A 24,496-nucleotide genomic window follows, 5' to 3' on the forward strand; every position below is an offset into this window, starting at 1 on the left:
TTATGGCAATCGAAAATGAACGCTCTGTTCACCCCGCAAACGACACGCTACCGATAGCAATTATTGGCATGGGTTGTCGTTTCCCAGGTCACGCGAATAGTCCTGAATTGTTTTGGGAAAATATTAAACATGGTGTCGATTGCATCATAGAAACCCCAGAATCGAGATGGAATATTGATACTCATTATTCGTCTGTAAAGGCGAATAAAGGCAAATTGAGCTCAAAATGGGGTGGCTATATCGATGGTATCGATAAGTTTGATCCAGCATTTTTTGGGATCACGCCTCGTGAAGCCGAGTTTATGGACCCTCAACAACGTAAATTGCTGGAGGTAACTTGGGAAGCCTTGGAAGATGGTGGGCAAAAGCCATCTGAACTCGCAGGAGAGTCGGTCGGTGTTTTTATGGGTGGGTTTACGCTTGATTATAAAATCATGCAATTCACTAACCCTGATTTTGACAACATTGATGCCCACACTGCGACGGGTGTCATGATGACGATGCTTTCAAATCGCATCTCACATACTTTTGATTTTAATGGCCCCAGCATGTCCATCGATACTGCTTGTAGCTCCTCTATTGTCGCATTAGATATGGCCTGTAAAAGCCTACAGACCGGGGCAAGTAATATGGCACTCGCAGGTGGTGTGCTATTACATTTGGCACCACAATATACAGTATCCGAGTCTAAAGGCGGTTTCTTATCTCCGACAGGTTTTTCTCATGCTTTTGACGACTCCGCAAACGGCTATGTCCGTGCTGAAGGCGCTGGCGTCGTTGTGCTCAAGCGCTTAGATGATGCGATTAAGGATGGCGACCCAATTCATGCGGTGATCTTAGCCACCGGTGTAAACCAAGACGGTAAAACACAAGGGATCACGGTACCGAATGGGGATGCCCAATTGCGCTTGATGAAGGAAACCTATGCCAAAGCAAATATTAACCCTGGTAAAGTGCAGTACATTGAAATGCACGGCACAGGCACACCAGTTGGCGACCCTATTGAAGCAAAGTCTGTTGGAACACTCCTTGGGATCAACCGTGATCAAGCCGATAAATGCTACATTGGCTCGGTAAAAACCAATATTGGCCATACCGAGGCAGCCGCTGGTATGGCTGGTTTGTTCAAAGCGGTCAAAGCCATTCAAAACAAACAGATCCCACCGCATTTACACTTAAAATCAATTAATCCTAAGATTGATTACGCCAATGCGCCGTATGAGATCCCCACAAAACTTACACCTTGGCCTAAACATGAAGGTTTAGCCGTTGCGGGGGTAAACTCCTTTGGTTTCGGTGGAACCAATTCCCACGCTGTTATTCAAGAATACGTTGCACCAGAAGTGCCATCAATGCCTCCAGCAAATGAGAATGGCTTAAAGCTTTATCCACTGAGTGCAAGAGATCAATACGGGATCCATCGCTTTGCCAAAGCGCATAATGAGTTTTTACAAGATAGCGATGCATCACTCAGTGATATTATTTATACACTGGGTGAGCGCCGTGAACATCACCAATATCGTCATGCAATTTGTTTTAAAAATGCAGAGGATCTGCAACAGCAACTACAAACATTAAGTCATGATGCTGAATTTGCTGTGGCCAACACACTGCGCACACTGAAAAAAGATGAGCAAAAACTCGTCTGGGTCTTCACCGGTATGGGGCCACAATGGTGGGCAATGGGCCGTGAGTTGTACCAATCAGAGCCAACTTTTAAAGCGATGATCGATGAGTGTGATAGCTACATGTCAGCGCTTACAGATTGGTCATTGGTTGATGAAATGCTTGCCGATGAATCAGCGTCAAACATGCAATATACTTGGCTTGCTCAAACGGCAAACTTTGCCGTGCAAGTCGCACTTGCAGCAATGTGGCGTCAACACGGCATTTCGCCTGATGTCATTGTTGGCCACAGTACCGGTGAAGCAGCAGCATTTTATGAAGCCGGGGTCTACTCATTAAAAGATGCTTGCACCATCGTAGTCCATCGTAGCCGTTTACAACATCAATGCCGCAACACAGGTAAAATGATGGCGGTAGGACTCTCTGACAGTGATGTCACGCCTTATCTCAACGACCAAGTTGAAATCGCAGCGGTAAACAGTCCAAACTCTGTCACCCTAGCTGGTGAAGAAAATGCGTTACACAGTATCGAAACACAACTGAGCGAAGCTGGTGTGTTTTGCAAGTTTCTCCGCGTTGAAGTGCCCTATCACAGCCAGTTTATGGAACCGATTAAGACCGAATTGCTCGAGTGTTTAGCTGGTATTCAAGCTAACACCGCACATACTCCATTGTATTCAACGGTAACAGGAACACTTGCTGAGGGGCCTGAACTTGATGCTAACTATTGGTGGCTCAACGTCCGTCAAGCCGTGCGCTTTGTTGATGCCACCCGCGCAATATTACAACAAGGTTATCAAGCATTTTTGGAACTGGGTCCACACCCTGTGCTTGGCGCATCTATTGCCGAAACCGCAGAAGAACAAAGTTGCTCAAGTGTTGTCGTCTCGAGTATGCGCCGTAAATCCGACGAGCAACACACCTATTACCACGCTGTAGCTCAACTATTTGGTTTAGGCTTTGAATTAAATTGGTCAGCCATAAACGGGCGAGGTAAGTTCACTACGTTGCCAAATTACCCGTTCTTGCAAGAGCGCTTTTGGACCGAGCCTGAGTACTTTAATCAAGTGCGTTTAGGGCAAAGTAACCATGCATTCTTGGGCCGTAAACGCAGTGAAGCTGAACATGTTTGGAACGCGGTAACCGACACAAATCGCGATAGTTTTTTAAGCTGTCACCAAATCCAAGGGAATACCCTCTTCCCTGCTGCTGGCTTTATCGAAATGGCGTATGCTGCAGCCAAAGAGACTTGGGGCAATGGCAGCTATGCACTCGACCAGTTTGTCATCGATAAAGCGTTATTTTTGAATAATGAACATGCACCCAATGTGCAATTCATTTTGCACCGTGATGAACCGAATTTTAAAGTGGTAAGCCTTGAAGATGGCAAAATGACCCGCCATGTTCAAGGGACAATCCGCCGAGTACAAAGCGCCAACCTTGCTGAGCCTATTGATCTCAATGCTATTCGTAGTGCTGCCACCAGCGCGCAGCAGCACGATGAGTTTTATGCACACCTAAAAGAGTTTGGTTACGAATATGGTCCATGTTTTAGAGCTATTGAGCAGATCTGGGCAACAGACAACGGCGTGCTTGCCAAGATCTCTTGGCCTACTCAACTTGAGCGAACAGCACAATTTACCCTACACCCAAGTCTATTAGATGCATGCTTCCAGACGTTAGTATTTACGGAACTTGCATGTGCTAATGCTCAGCAATTTTCTATCCGCTTACCTGTGATGCTTGAGCAGATCTTGCTTTGCGAGCAGAACAATACTGATTTTTGGTGTTATACCCAAATCACTCATCGTGACGACGAAAAAACGGTCGGTGATTTATACCTCTGTGATGAGTCTGGTCAAGTCTTTGGTGTTATCAAAAACTTTATTGCACAAAGCGTTGACTCAGCTGCAAGTGGGATCACCACCAGAACCATAGATAGCTGGCTTTACCAAGTTAATTGGCTTGCAGAGCCTGAGCAGGAAATACAAAAAACTGACACATCGGGACGTTGGGTGCTCCTCGCAGATCAATCAGGAACAGCCGAACAGGTAGCTGACCGTTTAGCTCAGCTTGGCCACTCTAGCTGTATCGTTAAATCTGGAGAATATTTTGATATCGACAGAGACCATTGTCATGCATGGCTGGTTCCCGATTCACGGGATCACCTGTCACAACTTATCGAGACTTTGGGCAAACAAGAAATTCGTGGCGTTGTACATTGCTTTAGTCTAGATAACAGCGCGATAGAATCACTAACTCTTGCTCAGCTGCAAAAAGAAAAACGTCAGTCGCTGCATTCATTGTTGAACCTGTCCAAAACCGTAATTGAACAAGACTGTAAATTCCCGCTTTACGTGGTAACACGCAACGCTAGCCTCGTTAATAGCGAGCAACTTACCGCGGTGATGTCCGCTTCGTTAACTGGATTTAGCCGAGTGCTCGCACAGCAAGAACTGGTTGATAATTGGGGTGGCCTCATCGATATTGATGGTCAAAATGATGCCGAACATATCACAGCCAGATTATTAAGTGACCGCCAAGAAGGGGAAGTTGCCTTTAGGGAAAATCAGGCTTATGTTGCTCGTTTAGAGCTGGCAACGTCACTCCAACCCGCCTTCCCGACTCGCGTGCAAAGCCATAAAGCACAGTTGATCACGGGGGCATTTGGTTCAATCGGACAGTTAGTTTGTCAGCTACTCGTTGATAGAGGTGCACGAAACCTCATTTTGCTTGGTAGGAGTCAATTACCTGAGCGTAAGAGTTGGTCAGAACTTACCTTAAGCGACCGTAACTATGATCGCGTTCAGTTTATTCAACACCTTGAGAGTCAGGGCGTTAATGTCTCGTTATGGCAGACAGACTTAACTCGAGAGCGTGAACTTAACGCGGCCCTTGAGTCTTATCATCTAAGTGCACAAGCACCGATCAACGGATTATTTTTCTGTGCTGGTATCGTGAATGACACCTTACTTGGCAATATGGATACCAGAGCATTTGACGGTGTGTTTGACACCAAAGCGGTCGGTGCGTTGATGCTTCACAAAGCCCTTAGTAAAGTTGACCTTGAACATTTTGTGCTCTTCTCCTCTGTCGCGGCTCAAGTCACTACCGCAGGGCAAACAAACTATGCTTCTGGCAATGCTTTCTTAGATGCCCTCGCCCACTACCGTCGCAATCAAGGTCTTCCGGCGCTAAGCATCAACTGGGGCCCTTGGGCTATTGGTATGATTGAAGAGCTTGGTCTTGCCGAACATTACAAGAACCAAAGGGGTATGAACTGCATTTCACCAAGTGCGGGGATGGCCGTGCTTGAACGTATTCTAGACCAAGAGCAACCTCAACTCTTAGTGTGTGACGCCGATTGGTCCAAAGTAACCAATTGGTATGCAGGAAAGCCGAGTTTATTTAGTCACTTGACTACCCAAGAAAACGATAAGCAAAGCCACCAAGAGCAAGAATTTGCTCCTTTATACCAGCAAACAGACAGCGCGCTTCGATTACCGCTTGTTGCCGATCATCTCGCTAATGCTGTCAGCCAAGTATTACGCTGTAAACGAGAGCAAGTGGAATTAAATCTATCGCTCGGTAATCTCGGTATTGACTCTATTATGGCGACAGAGCTGAGAAATAAGATCACCACCCATTTTGGCGAAACCCTAACGATTGTGCGTCTTCTAAGTGGTGCATCTATCAACGAATTAAGTATAGAGCTTAATGACAAACTCGTGGAATCGCTTGGCTTTGAAGTCATAACCACAGAAACATCACAGGTTCAGCCAGTTTCCGAAACTAAGGTTAACTCTATTATCGTATCTGATGCCAATGTGGAAGCTGAGTTCCCACTTTCCTATGGACAAAAAGCGATTTGGTTTATCAATCAACTCAACCCAACTAGCGCTTCCTACAATATCGGCGGCGCGATGCACATTCCTAGTGCCCTGAATATTGACGCGCTGAAAAAAGCCCTTAGTGCTGTAGTTGCTCGCCACCCAATGTTAAGAACAAACTTCTTCTTTAAAGATGGCGAACCCTATCAAAGAGTCTGGACTCATCGTGAGGATGCACTACAAATCATTGATGTAAAAGGTAAGTCTTGGGAAGATATTCAACCTATGATGATTGCAGACAATGAACAGCCTTTCGACCTTGAGCACGACCCGCTATTTAGACTGTATTTATATAAGCAAAATGATCAAAGCTACTACTTTGCAGTGACGATTTATCACATCATCTCAGATGCATGGTCAAATTACATGTTTATCGATGAAATGCAGTCACTGTATGCGCATTTCGCAAAAAGTGAACCGTTAGCACTCAGCGAGATAACGTCAAGCTATGAAAAATTTGTCGATTGGGAAACACGCTTTGTTCACTCTCCACGCGGCGCGGCAAACTATAAGTTTTGGCAGAATCACTTACCTGCTGAGATCCCCGTATTAGACCTTGCAACCGACAAACCTAGACCTGCGGTACTCACCAACGTTGGTGATTCATATCATTTTGAGTTGGATAAAGCCCTTACGTCCTCGTTGAATGCCCTTGCAAAGGCACAAGGTTCCACCATGTTTATGGCGTTGCTTAGCATCTATTACGCAGTCATGCATAAATATACTCAGCAGGATGAAATCATTATTGGCAGTCCCGTGGCCGGTCGTACAAATCCCGAGTTTTCAAATGTCTATGGTTACTTTGTGAATCCCCTACCGCTATGCGCAAGATTTGCTCCTGAAACGCACTTTACTTCGCTTTTAGCGCAGGTGAAAGACATTACCCTCAACGCACTAGATCACCAAGAATATCCGTTTGCGCTGTTAGTGGATAAGCTTGGTATTGAACATGATGCCAGCCGCTCTACGGTATTTCAGGTCATGTTTGTGATGCTCAATCACCGCGTTGAGCAATCACATATGGATGAAAATAATGTCGCGTACTATAAGGGCTTTCCTATGCAATTCATGGAACTGCCTGAAGAAGAAGGTCAATTTGACATTACGCTTTCGACCTATGAAGAAAATGGCGTGTTCAAAGGCACATTAAAATATAATACCGACCTATTCGAAACCGAAACGATAGCGCAGCTGGCTCGGGACTATATCGCACTAACGCGAATGGTCGTTGATAGTCCAAATCGGCCACTTTCAGAGCTTGCCTTAACAAGTCCAGACGCAATAGATGCCTTGGCGAAATTTGCTGAAAATCAACAAAACGCACCAGCATTACCAACTTTGGTCAGTCAAATAGAAAATGCGGCGCAACATAGCCCTGAGCTTCCTGCCCTCAGCATTGCCTGTGAAACAAATGCAGGAGAACTGGCTGCTACTTTAAGCTATCGTGAACTCAACAATCAGGCAAATCAGTTGGCGCGACTAATCAATTCGCAGCTAGATAATCAATCTAGTCAAACGATTGCCTTACATTTTGAAAAATCTATCGCGTTAGTTGTTGCTTGTATCGCTACGTTAAAAGCAGGTCATCATTTTGTGGTAATTGACCCGCAGCAACCCAATGAGCGCAAGCAGCTGTTGCTTGAGCAAAGTCGCTGCGCGTTACTACTTTGCGACGAAGCGCTAACATCAGATCATCCGACACTACTTTGGGAAAGCTTCCAAAGCCAACGAGATGAAATCAGCGAGCACAATTTGGCGTTAAATCATCAGCCAAATGATATCGCGTATATTGTCTTTACTTCTGGCTCTACAGGTACGCCAAAAGCTGTCCAGGTTAGCCAGCAAAACTGGGCTACGATCGCTGTGGACTGGTTAGCCCAATTTGATTTAGCACCTACTTCTCATCATTTACAATTGGCCAGCCCAACCTTTGATGTGTTTTGTGGCGATCTCGCGCGCGCATTTTACAATGCGAAGCACTTAGTGTTGTGTCCTAAAAATATGATGCTGAACATGCCGGTGTTGTATGACCTCATTGAGACACAGCAGATTGATACGGTTGAGTTTGTGCCCTCTGTGGTTCGTAATCTCATCTTATTCGCAAAGCAAAGTCAGGTTGGATTTACCAGCTTACGTAGAGTGATTGTTGGCTCTGAGCAATGGCAAATCGCTGAATACCGCGCACTCAAAGGATTGCTACAAGAAGATGCTCGACTATTTAGCTCCTACGGTACATCTGAAGCAACCATAGACAGTAGTTTCTTTGAGGAATCAGAGCAGTACTTAGAAACCAGTGCAACGGTGCCTATCGGCAAGCCTTTCAATGCAACGCAACTTATCTTGCTCGATAAGCAAAACCAGTTAGTATCGAGTAATGCAGTCGGCGAAATTGCAATTGCGGGGCAAGGCGTAAGTCTTGGCTATCTCAATAATCCAGAGAAAAATGCCAGCCAATTTATCCAACTTCCCGTGTCAGAAAATTGCACCCTACGGATATATAAAACGGGTGATTTAGGTAAGTGGGACAAACACGGCAACCTACATATTCTGCAACGCATCGACAACCAAGTAAAAATACGAGGTCACCGCGTTGAGCTTGGAGAAATTGAGTCTAGCATCAACCAGATCCCAGGAATTAAGCGAAGCTATGTAAAAGGGATAGAAGTACACGGGCAAACCCAATTAATTGCCTACTTTGAGTCGGATCTTGCGGTCGGTACTGAGTTTGTCCTCGAGCAGTTAGAGAACCAGCTACCAAGCTATATGGTACCTAGTAAGCTGGTTGCTATTGATCAATTTCCATTACTGAGTAACGGTAAAATCGATGCAGCGGCATTACCACGGGTTGAACTCGCCGAGTTGGTAAGAGCATTCGTAGCGCCCGCCACCTTATTTGAGCAGCAACTCGCTGAGATTTGGTCCAATATGCTAGGGCAAAAATCCATTAGTCTTCATGATGACTTTTTTGCCCTTGGCGGTAACTCTTTATATTTGATTGAGCTAATGGTCAGGATCCAATCAGCCTTCAGCATCAAAATGGAAGTTAATCAGCTATTTAGATTTACAACCTTACATGGCATGGCGAGTGCAATTGAAGATGTAGTAACAGGAAAAGAAACGGGCGCGTCCCCTTACCTTATCTTCAATGCGGGTCAATCTACTCGTTTATTTGCGCTGCCACCAGCGGGGGGTTACAGCATCGTTTACAAGGCATTTGCCGACGCATTGCCTAACACTGAAGTGATCTCTTTTAACTACCTCGAAAATGACACTAAAGTTAGCGACTATGCCGACCAAATTATGCAAATTCAACCTCATGGTCCCTATACCCTATTTGGATACTCCCTTGGCGGTAATTTAGCCTTTGAGATTGCTAAGGAGCTGGAAGGCCGAGGTCAACGTGTCGGGGATGTGGTGATCTTAGACTCATTCAGGATCACTGAAACAATCAAAATGCGGGAGCAAGACTTCGCGCACTTTGAGCAAGAGTTAAAAGCACATTTCGCCCGCCACACCGGCTCAAATACGGTACACCAGCATACACTGGCACAAGCGAGAGACTATATCGATTGGTGTTATGAAGTGAAAAACCTAGGTCAGGTTCACGCCAAACTGCACTTTATCGTCGAGCAAAATGCACATGCAGAAGCTGCTCGTCTAACCAGTTGGGATGCAGCATCAGACGCCGAAGTCATTACCTATCAAGGTTTTGGTAAACATGAGGAGATGTTGATGCCAGATATGATGCAGGCAGGCAACGGCGCAATTATGCATAGTATTCTGCAGGATACCCAAAGCCAAGCGGTAATAGCAACAAACGTGGAGTAACAGCTTGCCCCAAAGCCTTCGCTTTGGGGCTTTCTAACGACTTTAAGGACAGAATTATGACCACACAAAGACAATCTATGATCATCATAGGTGCCGGCATGGGTGGACTCTCAACCGGTAGCTATGCACAAATGAACGGCTACAAGAGCGTGATCTTAGAACTGCACGATATTCCCGGCGGCTGCTGCACATCGTGGGAACGCAGAGATTATATTTTTGATTGGTGTATTAGCTGGCTACTGGGTAGTGGCACAGGCAACGGCATGAATCAAATCTGGCAAGAGTTAGGTGCGCTGGATGATAAAGAAATTAGAGACTTTGAAATCTTCAATTCAGTTATTGATGAAGAATTAGGAGAAGTACATTTCTACGCAGATCCAGATAAACTCGAAGCCCACCTCTTAAGTATTTCTCCCGCAGACAAGAAACTCATCACACAATTTTGCGATGGCATTCGTGAATTCGTCAAAATGATAGACGCTTATCCCTTTCTGGTGCCAGTTGGCATTATGTCACGCTGGCAAAAGCTAAAGATGATGTGGCCGTTCATCAAAAAATTTAATTTAATCCGCAAATCCATGGCGACATTGATGTCAGACTTTGCCGCTAAGTTTTCACATCCGCTGCTGCAAAAAGCATTTAACGTTATCTTTTATGAGCAACATCCCAGTTTCCCACTATTACCTTTCTACTTTAATTTGGCCTGCGCGGCGAAAAAAAATGCAGGTGTGCCCGAAGGTGGCTCGTTAGGTCTCGCACAATCGATGGAAGCAAGATATAAAAAGTTGGGGGGTGACGTCATATACAACACCCGAGTACACAAAATCTTGGTCGAAGACAACAAAGCCATCGGTGTCGAGCTCAGCGACGGCCAAAAAATGTATGCCGATATCGTGATCTCAGCATGTGACGGTACGGATGTGATAAAAAACATGCTTGATGGCCAGTATTCCAGTCCTGTGTTAGACAAGCTATACGACGAGTTAAGAGAGACAGATGGTCAAATGTTCCCAGGATACGTCTCTGTATTTTTGGGGGTAAACAAAGACTATACCCATCATCCCCATTGCCGCACCCACTTGTTAGACCAACAAGATCTTGTCCACTGCCCTGGTATGACGCACCCGGGGATCAATGTGCAGGTGCGCAATGTACACTACCCGCATATCGCCCCAGAGGGCAAATCCGTGCTTTATATCACTTACTTCTCAACTTATGAGCCATGGGCTGAATTAAATAATTTCCAAGAAACAACGGCGACTAAACGCCATCACACTAGGGTCAAGCGTAGCGTTCAATATCGCCTCGCTAAAAAGACCTTAGGTGAATTTATAATCGATAAGCTCTCCACTCATTTTGAGGGACTAAAAGAGCATATCGAATATATCGACATCGCAACCCCTTTGACCCAAGTTCGCTATACCCGTAACAGCAAAGGAACGGTATTGGCGTGGCAGCCTTTTTTGGAAAGTGGTGAAAGTCTAGAAGACGAAATAAATGCCAACGGGACAACGGGACTACCCGGCCTTAGTAACTTTTATATGGCTGGTCACTGGGTGACAACCGGCGGGTTGATCCGCGCTGCAGCTACAGGCAGACATGTTCTGCACTTTGTATGCCGTGATGATGACAAGCCGTTTCAGGCTTGGATCGGTGAAAACCCACTACACCAACCTCAATCTTATAGCGAACAAAAGCAGCATGTTGCTTAACCAAGAGAATTAAAAGGAAATATTATGAATACTCGTATTGGCCTATTTTATGGCAGCACAACAGGTAACACTGAAGCCGCAGCAGAATTAATAAAAGCACACCTAAACCAGTTTACCATCGATCTCTTTGATATAGCAGATACTGAATTAACCTTAACCGAGAACTATGAATTTTTGATTTTTGGTATTTCAACGTGGGAATACGGTGGTTTACAGGATGATTGGGAATCACGTTGGGAAAGCCTAGCACAACAGGATTTCAGCGGAAAAATCGTGGCTATCTTCGGTCAGGGCGATCAAGTTGGTTATGACGAGTGGTTTCAAGACGGTATCGGTATCTTACACGATAAACTAACCGAACAAGGCGCCACAGCAATTGGTTACTGGCCAAATTCAGGTTATCACTTCACCAAGTCTAAAGGGCTAAATGAAGACGGCAGTGAGTTTCTCGGCTTGTCGCTTGATGATGATAACCAACCAGAACTCACCGAGCAGCGCATCAACGACTGGTGCCAAGAGATTGCAGCCGTGCTTCAAGAACTTACCTGCGAAACAGCTTAAGGCCATCAAGATAACTATTCGGCGATGCTTAGTTGTATTACATGCACGCCGAATATGACAAGGAATAACAATGTCAAAAAATACAAAATCAGTCATTATTATCGGAGCTGGCATGTCAGGTCTAAGCACCGCAGCATACAGCCAGATGAATGGTTACGAAACGACAATATTTGAGCTACATGAAACTCCCGGAGGATGCTGTACTTCTTGGCAGCGAAAGGACTTTACTTTTGATTGGTGCTTGAGTTGGTTAAAAGGTACAGGTCACAAAGATGAGATGTCATTAATTTGGAATGAACTTGGTTGCCTCGATGACGTTTCAATCTACCATATTAAAACATTCAACACCGTAATTTTTCCAGATGGACAAAAAGTTACTTTCCACGCAGATCCCGATAAGCTCGAGTTAAGTTTAATCGAACAATTTCCTGAAGATACCAAGCATATTAAAGAGTTTTGCGGCTATATTAGAAAACTAGCTGGTTGTAGTCCCCACTTTCCATTTCTAAAAAATACTGGACTCATGACATGGTGGGAAAAAGCTAAAATGATGTGGAAGTTGCTTCCCTACATGAAAACATTGATGAACACAATGTCTATCAGTATAGATGACTACTCAAAACGCTTTAATAATCCTATTTTAGCTGAATCTCTTAACTGGATAATTTATGACAGACTTGGGAACTTTCCAGTTATGCCCTTCGCTTTTAATATTGCTAATGCCGCTGATAAAACGATAGGAGTTCCGGATGTCGGCTCATTAGGATTGGCTAAAAAGTTGGCTAGCAGAGTGGAAAAACTAGGTGGAAAAATCCACTATAAAGCGAAAGTCGACCAAATTTTGGTTGAAAACAATAAAGCTATTGGGGTACGACTAAGCAACGGACAAGAACACTTTGCAGATTACGTGATCAGCGCAAGCGATAGTTACAACACAACACAACACTTATTAAAGAGTGCTTACCCTCACCCTGTAATGGATAAAATGTATAGCCAACTGCATAACGATCCAAAGGGCATCATTTTTCCTAGCTTAGTTGCCGTATTTATTGCCGTTAATAAGGATTACACTGATCATGATCCTTATTCAACCTATCTAATAGACGATAAACTGAAATCAGAGTTGATAGGTATTAACCACGGCGGAATAGCTGTACAAGTTAGAAGCACTCTATTACCAAAGCAGGCTCCTGAAGGTAAGTCAGTGCTCTACATTACTTACCTTACTGACAGTCAACCATGGCAAAGTTTAAACGCAAACAGTGTTCAATCCGAACATATCAGTATTGGACGAAATAGTCACACCCGTCGAAGACGCTCTGTAGAATATAAAGTCGCCAAGAAAGACGTTGGCTCCAAGATACTACAATTTCTTTCTCAGCACTTTGAGGAATTAGAGAACAACGTTGAGTTTATAGATGTTGTCACACCGCTTACTTGTGAACGATATACCAAAAACTACAATGGCACAGTATTAGGTTGGGACCCATTCTCTCCTTACTCTGAAGAGTTTGAAAAATACATCAACAGACATGGACCCACTTTACCTCACTTAGATAATTTCTATTTTTCCGGTCACTGGGGAACATCAAATGGTGTAGCTCAGGCCGTGGCTAGCGGCAGACATATAGCCCAATATCTTTGTCTACAAGATAGCAAAAGGTTTCGAGTTACGCCCTTTTTAAGCCATGCCAACACTGCAACGCAACCAAAAGAGAATGAGCAATATGCATAACTTAGCGACAAAAAATAGGGTCACTCAAGCTATGAGTATACTCTGCTACCCAATCATTTTCTTAATAGTTAGTGCAATTAGTTTACTTGCGATTACAGAAAAACTTGAACTTGGTATCACTACTTTTTTCACCGTTTTATTCGTTATTTTTTACTTCGTTGTGATGGAAAGAATAAATCCTTTTCGACATAGCTGGCATCCAAGCAAAAAGGAATGGCAAAGAGATGGACGTTATTTCATTTTAGTGATGATTTATGGCGCGATTGGCGCGGGCATCATTCGCACCATCTCCATTTATTTGGCACCTCAGGAAAATGCACTAACACTGTCACAAAATGTGTTACTAGCAATTCTCGTTAGTTCATTTACGGGATATTGGCTTCATAGATTGCAACACAAGTACCTATCTTTGTGGAGCTTTCATGGTATTCACCATACTCCGAACAAGGTCACAACAAGTAATAATGTTGTTGTACATCTATTTGAAGTAATTATAAGCGCAGTTACTATTCAACTTATCTTTCTACTCTTGGGCTTTTCTGCCGAAAGCGTATTTATTGCCGGTCAATTTACGGTATTGCAAGGGTACTTCATACACGCCAATATCAATGTCAAAATGGGATGGCTAAATCATCTTATTGCAACCCCCGAGTTGCACCGGTTTCACCACAGCACCAACTTACAAGAAGCTGGAAACTACGGCTCTGAACTAAGCATTTGGGATAAAGCCTTTAACAGTTTCCAGTACCACCCCGAGCGCTCACCTCAGGAAATTGGTGTTACTAAACCACATTTGTTCCCTGCCCCTTCAGCCATTGGACTTGGTATTTTGCACCCTTTTAAGTGGTTTATAAGTTCAAAAGGCAAACGTCCAAATTACAGCAATATTGATAAACGCACGGCAAATAGGCCGAAAAAAGTGCCATCAACAACCCATGATATTGGATGATAGTGTGAAAGATTTAACTCAAGGCTCAATTCCAAAACATATCATATCAATGGCCTTGCCACTGGCTATCGGTATGCTTGTCCATACACTTTATATGTTTACCGACCTCTATTTTGTATCTCAGCTAGGTGATGCAGAAACGACGGCTCTCAGCTTAGTTGGCAATGTACTCTTTTTTATTTTTGCGATTAGCCAGATTTTAAACGTTGGAACCGCTACGTTAATTGCGAACTCCGTGGGCAAGAAAAACCAAGCTGAATCAAACTCAATCTTCAATCAAGCGATTTTATTGTCCTGCATATTAGGATTGGTGGTGCTATTTTTTGGGCTATTTGTGATCCAATTTTACCTTCAACATACCACTACAGACTTGGCAGTTCGAGAAGCGGCTATGATTTACACTAAATGGTTTATTCCTTGTCTCGCAATGCAATTTTTATTTATTACTTTGGGAGCAGCGATGCGAGGTATAGGAATAGTTAAACCTATGATGTTTGCTCAGCTCGGATCTCTCCTTCTCAATATCTTGCTATCCCCTTTACTTATAACCGGTTGGGGTTTCATCCCTTCCATGGGGATCTCGGGGGCTGGACTTGCAAGTTCAATTTCCATGATATTAGCTATTGTCGTTACCCTTTTATATTTCAGAAAAGCAGATGGTTATCTAAGAATTGATCTAAAAGCATGGAAAATTGATCGTTCTACCATCAAAAAACTACTCGTTATAGGCGGACCCGTTGGGCTCGAGTTAACGCTAACCTTCTGCTACATTTCGCTGACGTTTTGGGCAATCAAAGATCTCACAACGGATGTCCAAGCAGCACTCAGTATCGGTTCAAAGATAATTCAAGGACTTTCTCTCCCCATGATGGCTGTTGTCTTTTCGCTTCCTGCAGTTGCAGGGCAAAACTTTGGTGCAAATAACTTAGCACGATTTAAATATGCTTTTTTTTGGGTAATGTGCTGTGTTTCAATCATTATGTTGCTCATGTCTGTTATCGCAATAAACTGCGGCTCCCTGCTTGCCACTCCTTTCTCAAATGATGCAAATGTCATCGATCAAACGCAGTACTTTCTGGAGATTGTTGCATTTAACTTCATCGCCACTGGTATCGTTTATAGTTGCTCGGGAATATTTCAGGCTACAGGTAATACTTTCCCCTCTCTTATAAGCAATGCTTCCAGACTATTCACTTTTGTTTTACCTGTTATCTGGCTCGTACTTACACAACGAGTTTCCGTAGAGTTACTATGGCATCTGTCTGTGATAACTGTGCTTATTCAAGCAGCTTTAAGCTTGTATTTAGCTAGAAATCATTTAGGGCTCATTGCTAGCAAAATAAGTGCTACCGATTACTCCGTGAAGGAGGTATCGTGATTACCAATAAAATAGAAGAGCGCATAAACCACCAGCTTTCTACTTCCAAATGGTTTTCCTTACTCAATAAGCCTAACACCATTCGCAAACAACTCATTTGCTTTCCTTTTGCTGGCGCAGATGCAGCTGTTTATCAAAACTGGGCAGGAAAACTGCCTGAAGATGTCGCTTTATATGCTCTCCAAGCACCCGGGCGAAAGGAGCGAAGTCATGAAGCTGCCATTGATAATATTCATACCTTGGTCGCAGCAATAGCATCTATTTTGAGCAAAGCAACACCATTACCTAGCGTTTTTTACGGTCATAGCAATGGCGCTTATATTGCGTATGAGCTTGCCTTAGCACTTCAACACAGCAGCTGCAATATCGTTAAACACCTGTTTATTGCAGCAAGGAAGGCACCACAATATGCGATAAGAAAATCCCCCTACCATACTCTTGACGATAAGAAGTTCATTGCGGCGGTAAATTTAATGGGCGGTTTACCACCGGCTTTGCTCAATGATATCGAACTGCAACAACTGATGTTGCCAACGTTAAAAGCGGACTTTAAGCTGGGAGAGACCTATCAATACGACTCGGCTTGTAAACTCGACGTGCCTGCAACCGTGTTATATGGTACACGGGATAAAGCAGCTACGGGGACGGATATGCACCATTGGGAAAGTTGCTTTAAACAAGGTATCACGCCTAAAGCGATACCTGGTCGGCACTTTTTTATGCAGGATTCCTCGGCTTTGGTGCTAAAAGAAATTAACGCGGTGTTAGAAACACTGAGCCCCTTATAGTTGGGGCTCTTTAGTTACTTCAATTTGCCTAATGGCTAATCCTTGAATTTCTATGACTTTAAACTTAAAGCCATCAACTTCTAACGACTCTCCCTCGGCAGGAAAATGCTTTAGCCTGTGGATCACAAAACCGGCTAAGGTTTCTATGGCTTCAATCGGTTCAAACTCGTACTCAATCACCGAAGCTTGAAAGTCCTTAATCGACATATCGCCCTGCACTAGCCATCGGGTATTATCCTTTTGTCTAAATTGGGCTTCTATTGCTTGGTCGTCTTTCAGTGCAATTAAATTCAAGATACTGGATAACGTTACCATCCCAACCACTGTTGAGAATTCATTGATCACCACCGCACAGTTGCTTTCATGACTTTTCAGCCCATCTAGCGCATCGGAAAGGCTTAGAGTATCAAGTAAAATTACCGGCTTATGGAATTCTTGTTGTTGACCATCCAGTAACGGCTTTTTAGCCAAAATATTACTAAGCAGTTGTTTGGCTTCAGGTGCAGCTATCACTTTGTCGAGCGAGCCGTCACACAGCAAATATTGTTGAAAACTGTGCGCTTGAATTAACGTGCTCAGGTTTTCTTCTGATTCTTGAATGTCTAACCACACGATTGCATCGCGATTGATCATCGCTTGGGTAATATTAGTCTGGTTAAGGTCGAGCACATTGCCAATGATATTGTACTCATGCTCGCACAGCTCACCCTGCTCAGCACTTTGATCAACCACCGCATAAATATCATCACGGGTTACCTGTTCGTCACGTTCATTTGGTAAATTGAATAGCTTTATTATCCAATCAGCGAACACGTTAAATAGCCAGATAATAGGCTTAAAAATCCATACACTGGCGAGCATTAGATGGATAAATCGCATCGCGATAGTTTCAGGGATAACCATGGCTATTCGTTTTGGCAATAGATCAGCAAACAATACAAATAACGATGTGATCAGTAAAAACGACACCACAGTGGATATTTGCAATAACATCGAGGCATGTGCCGCAACATCGGCAAACATAAAACTTGCAACCCAGTTTAGTAGTTGCAATACATAAGGGGTAAACACCGACTCGCCTATCATACCCGCGACAATCGCCAAAGCATTGAGTACCACCTGTACCGCAGCAAAAAACTGATGCGCATTGGCCTGCAAATACAATACTTTCTTGGCTCTAACGTCACCAAGATCAAATAAGGTTTGTAATTTAACTTTGCGTGCCGCTGCCAATGATATTTCACACAGCGCGAAAACTGCACTCAAGCTAATGAGTAACAACACCCAAAAAAAGTCCACAGATACACCTAAAAAAGAAAGCGAGAATTCGACGCGATGTATACGCCTATTTTATGACTTTAGCAATGTAATTCGCGTCAAATAATTAAATTTTTGTTGCCAATCTCGTACCGATTATCGTACTGTTCGCGACGAATAAAAAAGTACGTCAAGGAAGGAAAATGACAAAACTGATACACACCCTCAAATTAGCCCTACTCACAATGATATTGTTCTGCTTTTCAACGGCATGTTCAACCTATCATGAGATCACTAAAACCACGTCTTATCAAGATGAAATCTCGACCTTTTTAAAAACTGAAGACGGTAAACATCTCATCTTTGTTGGAAAAGAGCATCATTACATACTGCGGACTGATCCCACCTTAGCCAAGCTACTCGATAGCCCGCTTTTGGCATTTATCTCTCTTGAGAGAAATGACTTTCACATCAGTTCAATGCGAAGCGTAGAAGGAAAGGTTGATATTCTTTTAAGTCCTAATACACCGAACGATATAGAAGCAAAAGCCCAAGACTATGGTTTTAAGTCTGGTCGTGTTTCTGTCAAACTTGTTGGTGATAGATATGATAATCGGGACCTGAACTTTGCTCACTTCAAACAATTTGAGCACCCACTCGTAATCCACTTTAGCGTTGCACAAAGTTTTTCAGAAAAGGCATCAGCAGCGATTACGACACCACTAAGAGATATCGCAGAAGGCGCTATTTTTTTATTAGCTGTCCCTGTCATTGCAATATTATGCATGGGTGAAAAAAGGTGCCTACACTAAACACTTTACGAAGGCTAAATTCAGCCTTCACATTACCTTTTCGCTGAATACCCTAACTAAATCACCAATATCTTTGACAAAGTACAAAAATATAGTGCGATAAAAAACCACTCTGAAAGATATTTCCATGATAATAATTCAGGTCAAGCTCATCGATCTCTGTCGGTGTAATCCCGCAATGTCAGTGATTACATTACTGATTGGACTAAATTCGCTTCACTTGTCCGTGTACTTAACTTTCCTATGTTTAACGAAAGTGATAACCAAAATCACCAACGCCAGTAGCTGAAAAAGCCAAATAGCGGAATAAATCCAAATGGCTCAACGAGCGATATAGCCAGCCTTTACGCCCTCACTTAAAGTAAAGCTGTCCCCCACAGAGCCCACCACCATTTGCTTGCGGTTTGACTTCATCAATTCACGCAGCACGTATAGCGAGTTAATACCAGTACAATGTGCACCCATCATATTCTTTAAGCCAAACTGCTGTAATTTACCTGCTGTCCATGCCAAGTGTTTATCATCCGCATTTATTAAATGGAATCCGCCTATCGCCGTCGTAATATCTGCGGGGTGGATCGTTTTTACTATGTGTTCCATCGTGTTGATGATACCCGCGTGCCCGCAACCAGCTATTAATACAAAGCCATCTTTGGTATTTATCACCAGTGACATATCTTCTGGAATGTTATCTTCTCTATCGCCGTGCTTACCTTCAATTTTGCTATTTCCACTCCAATTATGTTCGGGGTGAATGCGCTCAACATTGCCTGTTAACCAAACACCTGGGTAAATTTCCTGCGCCTCACTGTATTGTTTGAAAACCACACCTTGTTTTTCAAGCGCGAGCTTCATCGCGTGCATGCGGTTTTCTCTACCTGCACGTTTTGCGAAAATACCGTGACCAACATGAACGCGAGACATCGCTTTTGCATTCTTTTTACTCAGCTCGGTCCTTAACGTTTCTAGTCCACCGGTGTGGTCGCCATGATTATGACTTAAAATTACATCTTCTACATCAGACAAATCGATTCGCAAGTCTCGCGCATTTTGCAGTACTGTTTGCGGCCGATTACCAGTATCAAAAAGAATTTTTCGGCCGTCCACTTCAACTAGTGCTGCATATCCCCACTCGCCAATGCCACTATCCGCAAGCATGGTCGACAGCGTAGTGATTTTGAGTGCTTTGACTTGGTGAGGAGTTTCATTGGCAGCCGCTGTCGGTGACGTAATGAACCGCCACAAACAAATTAGACACAGAATATGTATACGGTGCATAAGAATTCCTTTTGCGTATTTTATATATAAATATTGCCGAAGCTAACTGGATATTTAATAAAAATCAACCTGTTACCATATTAGTCTAGAGCCAAATTAGTATAAATGGCCACATGAACGGCAGATCAAATTTTAGGAGGAAGCAACCAAAGCACCACTTTGAAAAGTTAACAAGTAAATCTGTTCTCTTAATACACAAAAGTAACTTCGACTTTGGTTTATGTCTGCCTCCTTAGCAAAAAGTGACTTTAGGCGTAATACCTAAAGCGCCTCTCTCGCTTTAAACTCAAGTACTTGGGCATTGATACAATAGCGGTCTTGACCCTTTGGCCCTTCATTTTTAAATACATGGCCTAAATGAATGCCGCTGCTTTTTGAGCGTATTTCGGTTCTTACCATTCCGTGGCTTAAATCTTTGTGATAGGTCACGCTGTCTTTTACTGGGTGAGTAAACGACAGCCACCCAGTGCCTGAGTTAAATCTATCTCGGGTGTCAAAAAGAATCTTGCCGCTTAATTTATCGATAAATACGCCATCTGGTGTGTTTTTAAAGATATCATACTGCTTGCAAAATGGTCTTTCTGTGCCTTTTTGAAAGGCAATGTCAAAAGCTTCTGAACGACCCAGCTTAAAAGCACCGAGTGCCTTATAAAACTCTTCTCTCGCCATAAAACCTTGAAAGCCAAGGGACTCAACACCATTTTCAATAAATAAGATTGTTGGCGTCGCCCAAGTCGCGGTTTTTATCATTAGCCCCTCGAGTTGATCTGCATAGCGAAAATGAAGTGGGATATCACCTTGATAGTCGTTTAACACCTCTTTTTTTAGCTTTTCACAATAAGGGCAATAGCTTTTAGCATCAACAATCACAATATGCTTACCTTGGGCTAGCATAGTGTTATCAGCTTTATCTTTCGCCACCTTTTCAAAGGTCACTCCCGTGCTGTGATCTGGGCAGTATCCCTTAGGGTTCTTGGTTAAGTAGTTTTGATGATACTCTTCCGCTGGATAGAATTTTCTAAGTGGCTTGATCTTGGTTTGAATGTCGCCATAGCCTTGCTCAGATAATAAATGTTGATACTGCGCTTTTAATGTGTGGGCCTTGTCACTTTGTTGATCGTCAGTATAGAGAATGATCGAACGATACTGCGTTCCAACGTCATTACCCTGACGGTTTTTTTGGGTTGGATCATGACTTTCAAAGTAGTACTTTAGCAGCGCATCGGTGGTGATAAGATTTGCGTTGTAAGTTACCTTTACCACTTCCGCATAGTTGTCTTCATCAAAGCGTCGGCTCGATTTAATAATTTCTCTATAACTTGGCTTAAACCCTTTACCGTCGGCATAGCCAGACTCAGCATCTATCACGCCCGTCATTTTCTCGTAGCGTTTTTCGGGACCCCAGAAACAACCGGAGCCTAACACTAACGTTTTAATATGGTTACTAGCACCATCAACTTTAGGCTTGGGCATATCTGTCCCCGCGAGCGCCGATACGCCTACACCTAACATCATGATAAATCCTATCGATGCGGCTACCTGTAATGTTCTCATCACTACCCTCTCAATGCTGTACGTCACAACTAAGTATGATTATCACTTCATACTTATTGAACTTAATATGATTTACTGCGTATTAAATGAGACCGTCTAAGGTTAATTATCATTTCATCTAAAGTCGTTCATGATAGTGAAGTAGTGCTGTCTGCAAAACTGCAAAATAAAGGAATAGGTGTGAGTAAAATAAGTGAGAATCTCTATCAAAAGCTAACCAATGATGACGAAGCGCGTGCCTGTAAGGCAATTGACGATAAGGCGTGTAAAGAAGTTCCCGGTAACTACGTGCTTATTTTATTGAGTCAACTATTTAGTAAATTGGGAGATGCCCTACTCAACCCAAAGATCACGCTACCTTGGCTGATGCAATCACTCGGTGCTCCTGCTTATTTGATATCGGCTCTAGTCCCCATTCGCGAGTCTGGTTCACTGATCCCACAATTGTTTATTGGTCAATGGGTGCGTAAGCATGCTAAACGAAAGCACCTTTGGTCTCTCGGCGCACTCACTCAAGCTATTTGTGTACTGCTTATGGCGCTACTTGCATGGCAACAAACTGAAAATCAATTGTACGCTTGGTTGGTACTTGGATTACTGGCGATTTTTAGCATAGCCCGCAGCTTAAGTTCCGTGTCGTCAAAAGATGTCATCGGTAAAACTATTCCTAAACAAAAGCGCGGCCAGCTTAGCGGCCAAGCCGCCTCTGTCAGTGGACTTATAACCGTTACATTTGGTGTTGGGCTTTTTATCGCTGCCACTCAAGTAAACAATGTCAACTTTGTGATCACACTGGTACTAGCTGCAACCTTTTGGTTGATTGGTGCGCTAACGTTCTCACAAATCAAAGAATATGAAGGCGCCACCGAAGGCGGAGAAAACGGATTAGATAAAATAAAGCAAGATTTCGCGCTGTTAAAAACAGACCCAACACTGAAAAAGTTTATTTTTGCGCGTGGGTTTTTGTTAAGTTCCGCGCTTATTCCGCCCTATTTCACCGTGCTGGCGCAGCAGAGTATCGGCAACGGAGCATGGGTGCTGGCAGCTTTGTTAGCGGTGTCTGGGCTTGCCAGTTTAGTCAGTGGGGCTTTTTGGGGTCGTCTTGCCGACCAATCAAGTAAACGCGTGATGATGTATGGCGCTACAATCACCGTTGCTATCACTGCAATACTACTGGCAACTTCTTTATTTTATTCTTCACTGCTAGAAAGAATCTGGTTCATTCCACTTTGCTATTTTGTTATTGCTATCGCCCATCAAGGCGTGCGCGTGGGCCGCAAAACCTACGTGGTCGATATGGCTGAAGGAAACAAACGCACCAGTTACGTCACGCTCAGTAACACAATTATCGGTATTGTGCTTTTATTAACAAGTGCACTTGGTGTCATTGCCTCGGCATTTTCAATTACAGTGTTACTTGCACTCTACATTATGATCACGATATTAGGCATTGTGCTGACAAGCCGCTTACCTAATGTCACTGAACGGTAAAACCTGTTACTTCACCGACAAATTGTGTCTAAATTTCTCTGATTAAGGTAAAAACGCCGCAATTTTAGTTATCTGAGGATAAGATTATGTCATTGACTACGCGTTTTTCTGCTTTAGCGCTGGCGGTTGCCAGCATGACTTCTGCAAATGCCGCTGACTTTGAGTTCAATACCAAGCTTGCTGACGCTGATGCACTGGTAATTTTTCAAGCTGGTGAAAGCCAAAGTAACCTAAAGTTCCTTGATAAAGACACTCGCAAACAATTGGAGCGCGCAATTGCTGCTGAAGACTTTAAAGGAGCATATGGCAAAACAGTTGAAGTATTAGCGCCAGTAGACTCTGATTATAAGCGTATCTTCATTGTTGGTTTAGGTGAAACAGGCGCACTCAATGCGAGCAAAATGACCAAACTTGGCGGTAACTTACACGCTAAATTTGAAGGTAAAAAGCTGGAGAATGTTGCAGTTGCATTCGAAGACGTTGAGGGAGCGCTCTCAAATGCAGAACTAGCAGCACAATTTGCACACGGTGCAAACCTTCGTGACCACACCTTCGAAGTATACAAAAAAGAACCAAATACTTTTAACGTAAGCTATCACTTCGATGTTGCCGATAAGCAAGCAACACAGGCTCAGTATAAAGCACTACAACACATTCAAGCTGGCGTGTTTTTAGCGCGTGACTTAACCTCTGAAGTCGCAACAGAAATGACCCCGGTTGACTTTGCAAAAGCAGCAAAGGAACTTGAACAATATGGCGTTGAAGTAAAAGTATTAGCACCAGCTGAACTTAAAGAGCTTGGCATGGGCGCACTTGAGGGCGTTGGCCGTGGTAGTGAGCACGGCTCTCGTTTAGTTGTTGCACACTATAAAGGCAACAGCGAGACACCAATTGCCCTGATCGGTAAAGGTATTACGTTTGATTCTGGTGGCTATAGCATCAAAACCGGTGCTTCGATTGCACGCATGAAATCTGACATGGCGGGCGCGGCTGCCGTGCTTGGTACAGTAAAAGCAATGGCACTGAGCAAAGCAGACGTAAACGTGGTCGCTGTGATGGGGATGGCAGCAAATATGGTGTCTCAGTATTCAATCGCACCGGGGGATGTACTGCGCACCGCAGAAGGCATTAGCGTAGAAGTTGTCAACACAGATGCTGAAGGCCGTTTGGTGCTGTCTGATGCGATGTGGTATGCACGTAAACATTATAGCCCTGAGATCATGATTGACGTTGCGACATTAACTGGCTCTAAAATTGGTGCTGTTGGTAACGAGTATTCTGCAATTTTCTCAGAAGATGATAGCTTAATTACAGAATTTACCAACGCCGGTAAAGTTGTGAACGAAAACGTATGGCGTCTACCGCTTGGCTATAAAGACAAGCTAAAATCAGACATCGCCGATTTCCAAAACGTAGGTTCAGGTGGTCCTGGTGCAACAACTGCTGCGACTTTCCTGCAACAATTTGCTGGTGACACCCGTTGGGTTCATATCGATATTGCCGGTAACGCACTTTCAAGCTCAGCCAAAGACGAAGTACCAACTGGTGGTACAGGCTATGGCGTTCGCCTTCTAAGTCAATGGCTATTAACTGCTAAATAAATCCTCAGATTTTAAGCCGTGTTTAAGCACGGCTTT

Annotated in this window: 13 protein-coding genes; 10 read left to right on the forward strand and 3 right to left on the reverse strand. The window is 43.6% G+C overall.

Features of this window, described 5'->3' with window-relative positions; all coding sequences use genetic code 11:
* The first annotated feature begins 2 nt into the window (after positions 1–2).
* The 7 genes from EXT48_RS08420 (at position 3) to EXT48_RS08450 (ending at position 16,467) form a co-directional block, all read left to right on the forward strand.
* Positions 3–9,344 (forward strand): hybrid non-ribosomal peptide synthetase/type I polyketide synthase, encoded by a 9,342-nt coding sequence (locus EXT48_RS08420; protein WP_130164189.1) that lies wholly within the window; start codon positions 3–5, stop codon positions 9,342–9,344.
* A 56-nt stretch (positions 9,345–9,400) separates the two neighbouring features.
* Positions 9,401–11,056, forward strand: coding sequence for an NAD(P)/FAD-dependent oxidoreductase (locus EXT48_RS08425; protein ID WP_130164190.1), 1,656 nt, complete (start codon positions 9,401–9,403; stop codon positions 11,054–11,056).
* Positions 11,057–11,080: 24 nt separating this feature from the next.
* A complete protein-coding gene (gene fldB, locus EXT48_RS08430; protein WP_130164191.1) occupies positions 11,081–11,617 on the forward strand; it encodes a flavodoxin FldB in 537 nt (178 codons plus the stop codon).
* Between the two features lie 70 nt (positions 11,618–11,687).
* Positions 11,688–13,352 (forward strand): NAD(P)/FAD-dependent oxidoreductase, encoded by a 1,665-nt coding sequence (locus EXT48_RS08435; protein ID WP_130164192.1) that lies wholly within the window; start codon positions 11,688–11,690, stop codon positions 13,350–13,352.
* The gene (locus tag EXT48_RS08440) at positions 13,345–14,301 is read left to right on the forward strand and encodes a sterol desaturase family protein (protein ID WP_130164193.1); all 957 of its coding nucleotides are present in this window, start codon (positions 13,345–13,347) and stop codon (positions 14,299–14,301) included. Before EXT48_RS08435 ends, EXT48_RS08440 begins: the two co-directional genes overlap by 8 nt.
* Before the next feature lie 4 nt (positions 14,302–14,305).
* Positions 14,306–15,679: an MATE family efflux transporter gene (locus tag EXT48_RS08445; RefSeq protein ID WP_239359447.1), complete on the forward strand. Its 1,374-nt coding sequence runs from the start codon at positions 14,306–14,308 to the stop codon at positions 15,677–15,679.
* Positions 15,676–16,467, forward strand: a complete 792-nt coding sequence (locus EXT48_RS08450) for a thioesterase II family protein (RefSeq protein WP_130164195.1) — start codon at positions 15,676–15,678, stop codon at positions 16,465–16,467. Before EXT48_RS08445 ends, EXT48_RS08450 begins: the two co-directional genes overlap by 4 nt.
* Here the strand turns inward: EXT48_RS08450 and EXT48_RS08455 are convergent.
* Positions 16,462–17,766 carry a hemolysin family protein gene (locus tag EXT48_RS08455; protein WP_010372478.1) on the reverse strand — a complete coding sequence of 435 codons (1,305 nt, stop codon included), beginning with the start codon at positions 17,764–17,766 and terminating at the stop codon, positions 16,462–16,464. The genes EXT48_RS08450 and EXT48_RS08455 overlap by 6 nt on opposite strands.
* Before the next feature lie 161 nt (positions 17,767–17,927).
* Here EXT48_RS08455 and EXT48_RS08460 point away from each other — a divergent pair, with 161 nt between their 5' ends.
* Positions 17,928–18,536 (forward strand): hypothetical protein, encoded by a 609-nt coding sequence (locus EXT48_RS08460; protein WP_130164196.1) that lies wholly within the window; start codon positions 17,928–17,930, stop codon positions 18,534–18,536.
* A 321-nt stretch (positions 18,537–18,857) separates the two neighbouring features.
* On the opposite strand, the gene EXT48_RS08470 is transcribed toward EXT48_RS08460, so the two are convergent.
* The gene (locus EXT48_RS08470) at positions 18,858–19,814 is read right to left on the reverse strand and encodes an MBL fold metallo-hydrolase (RefSeq protein ID WP_130164197.1); all 957 of its coding nucleotides are present in this window, start codon (positions 19,812–19,814) and stop codon (positions 18,858–18,860) included.
* A 261-nt stretch (positions 19,815–20,075) separates the two neighbouring features.
* On the reverse strand, positions 20,076–21,329 hold the full coding sequence (gene msrA, locus EXT48_RS08475) for a peptide-methionine (S)-S-oxide reductase MsrA (RefSeq protein WP_130164198.1): 1,254 nt from the start codon (positions 21,327–21,329) through the stop codon (positions 20,076–20,078).
* A 219-nt stretch (positions 21,330–21,548) separates the two neighbouring features.
* Here msrA and EXT48_RS08480 point away from each other — a divergent pair, with 219 nt between their 5' ends.
* Positions 21,549–22,859, forward strand: coding sequence for an MFS transporter (locus EXT48_RS08480; RefSeq protein WP_130164199.1), 1,311 nt, complete (start codon positions 21,549–21,551; stop codon positions 22,857–22,859).
* An 86-nt stretch (positions 22,860–22,945) separates the two neighbouring features.
* Positions 22,946–24,460, forward strand: a complete 1,515-nt coding sequence (locus EXT48_RS08485; protein ID WP_130164200.1) for a leucyl aminopeptidase — start codon at positions 22,946–22,948, stop codon at positions 24,458–24,460.
* Positions 24,461–24,496: the final 36 nt, after the last annotated feature.

The sequence above is a fragment of the Pseudoalteromonas sp. CO348 genome, from assembly GCF_004208845.1.
Lineage (GTDB): Bacteria > Pseudomonadota > Gammaproteobacteria > Enterobacterales > Alteromonadaceae > Pseudoalteromonas > Pseudoalteromonas maricaloris.

Excerpts from the sequence above, each read along its gene's own strand:
- EXT48_RS08420 (WP_130164189.1), top strand. The coding sequence starts at position 3 with ATGGCAATCGAAAATGAACGCTCTGTTCACCCCGCAAACGACACGCTA.
- EXT48_RS08425 (WP_130164190.1), top strand. The coding sequence starts at position 9,401 with ATGACCACACAAAGACAATCTATGATCATCATAGGTGCCGGCATGGGT.
- fldB (WP_130164191.1), top strand. The coding sequence starts at position 11,081 with ATGAATACTCGTATTGGCCTATTTTATGGCAGCACAACAGGTAACACT.
- EXT48_RS08435 (WP_130164192.1), top strand. The coding sequence starts at position 11,688 with ATGTCAAAAAATACAAAATCAGTCATTATTATCGGAGCTGGCATGTCA.
- EXT48_RS08440 (WP_130164193.1), top strand. The coding sequence starts at position 13,345 with ATGCATAACTTAGCGACAAAAAATAGGGTCACTCAAGCTATGAGTATA.
- EXT48_RS08460 (WP_130164196.1), top strand. The coding sequence starts at position 17,928 with ATGACAAAACTGATACACACCCTCAAATTAGCCCTACTCACAATGATA.
- EXT48_RS08470 (WP_130164197.1), bottom strand. The coding sequence starts at position 19,814 with ATGCACCGTATACATATTCTGTGTCTAATTTGTTTGTGGCGGTTCATT.
- msrA (WP_130164198.1), bottom strand. The coding sequence starts at position 21,329 with ATGATGTTAGGTGTAGGCGTATCGGCGCTCGCGGGGACAGATATGCCC.
- EXT48_RS08485 (WP_130164200.1), top strand. The coding sequence starts at position 22,946 with ATGTCATTGACTACGCGTTTTTCTGCTTTAGCGCTGGCGGTTGCCAGC.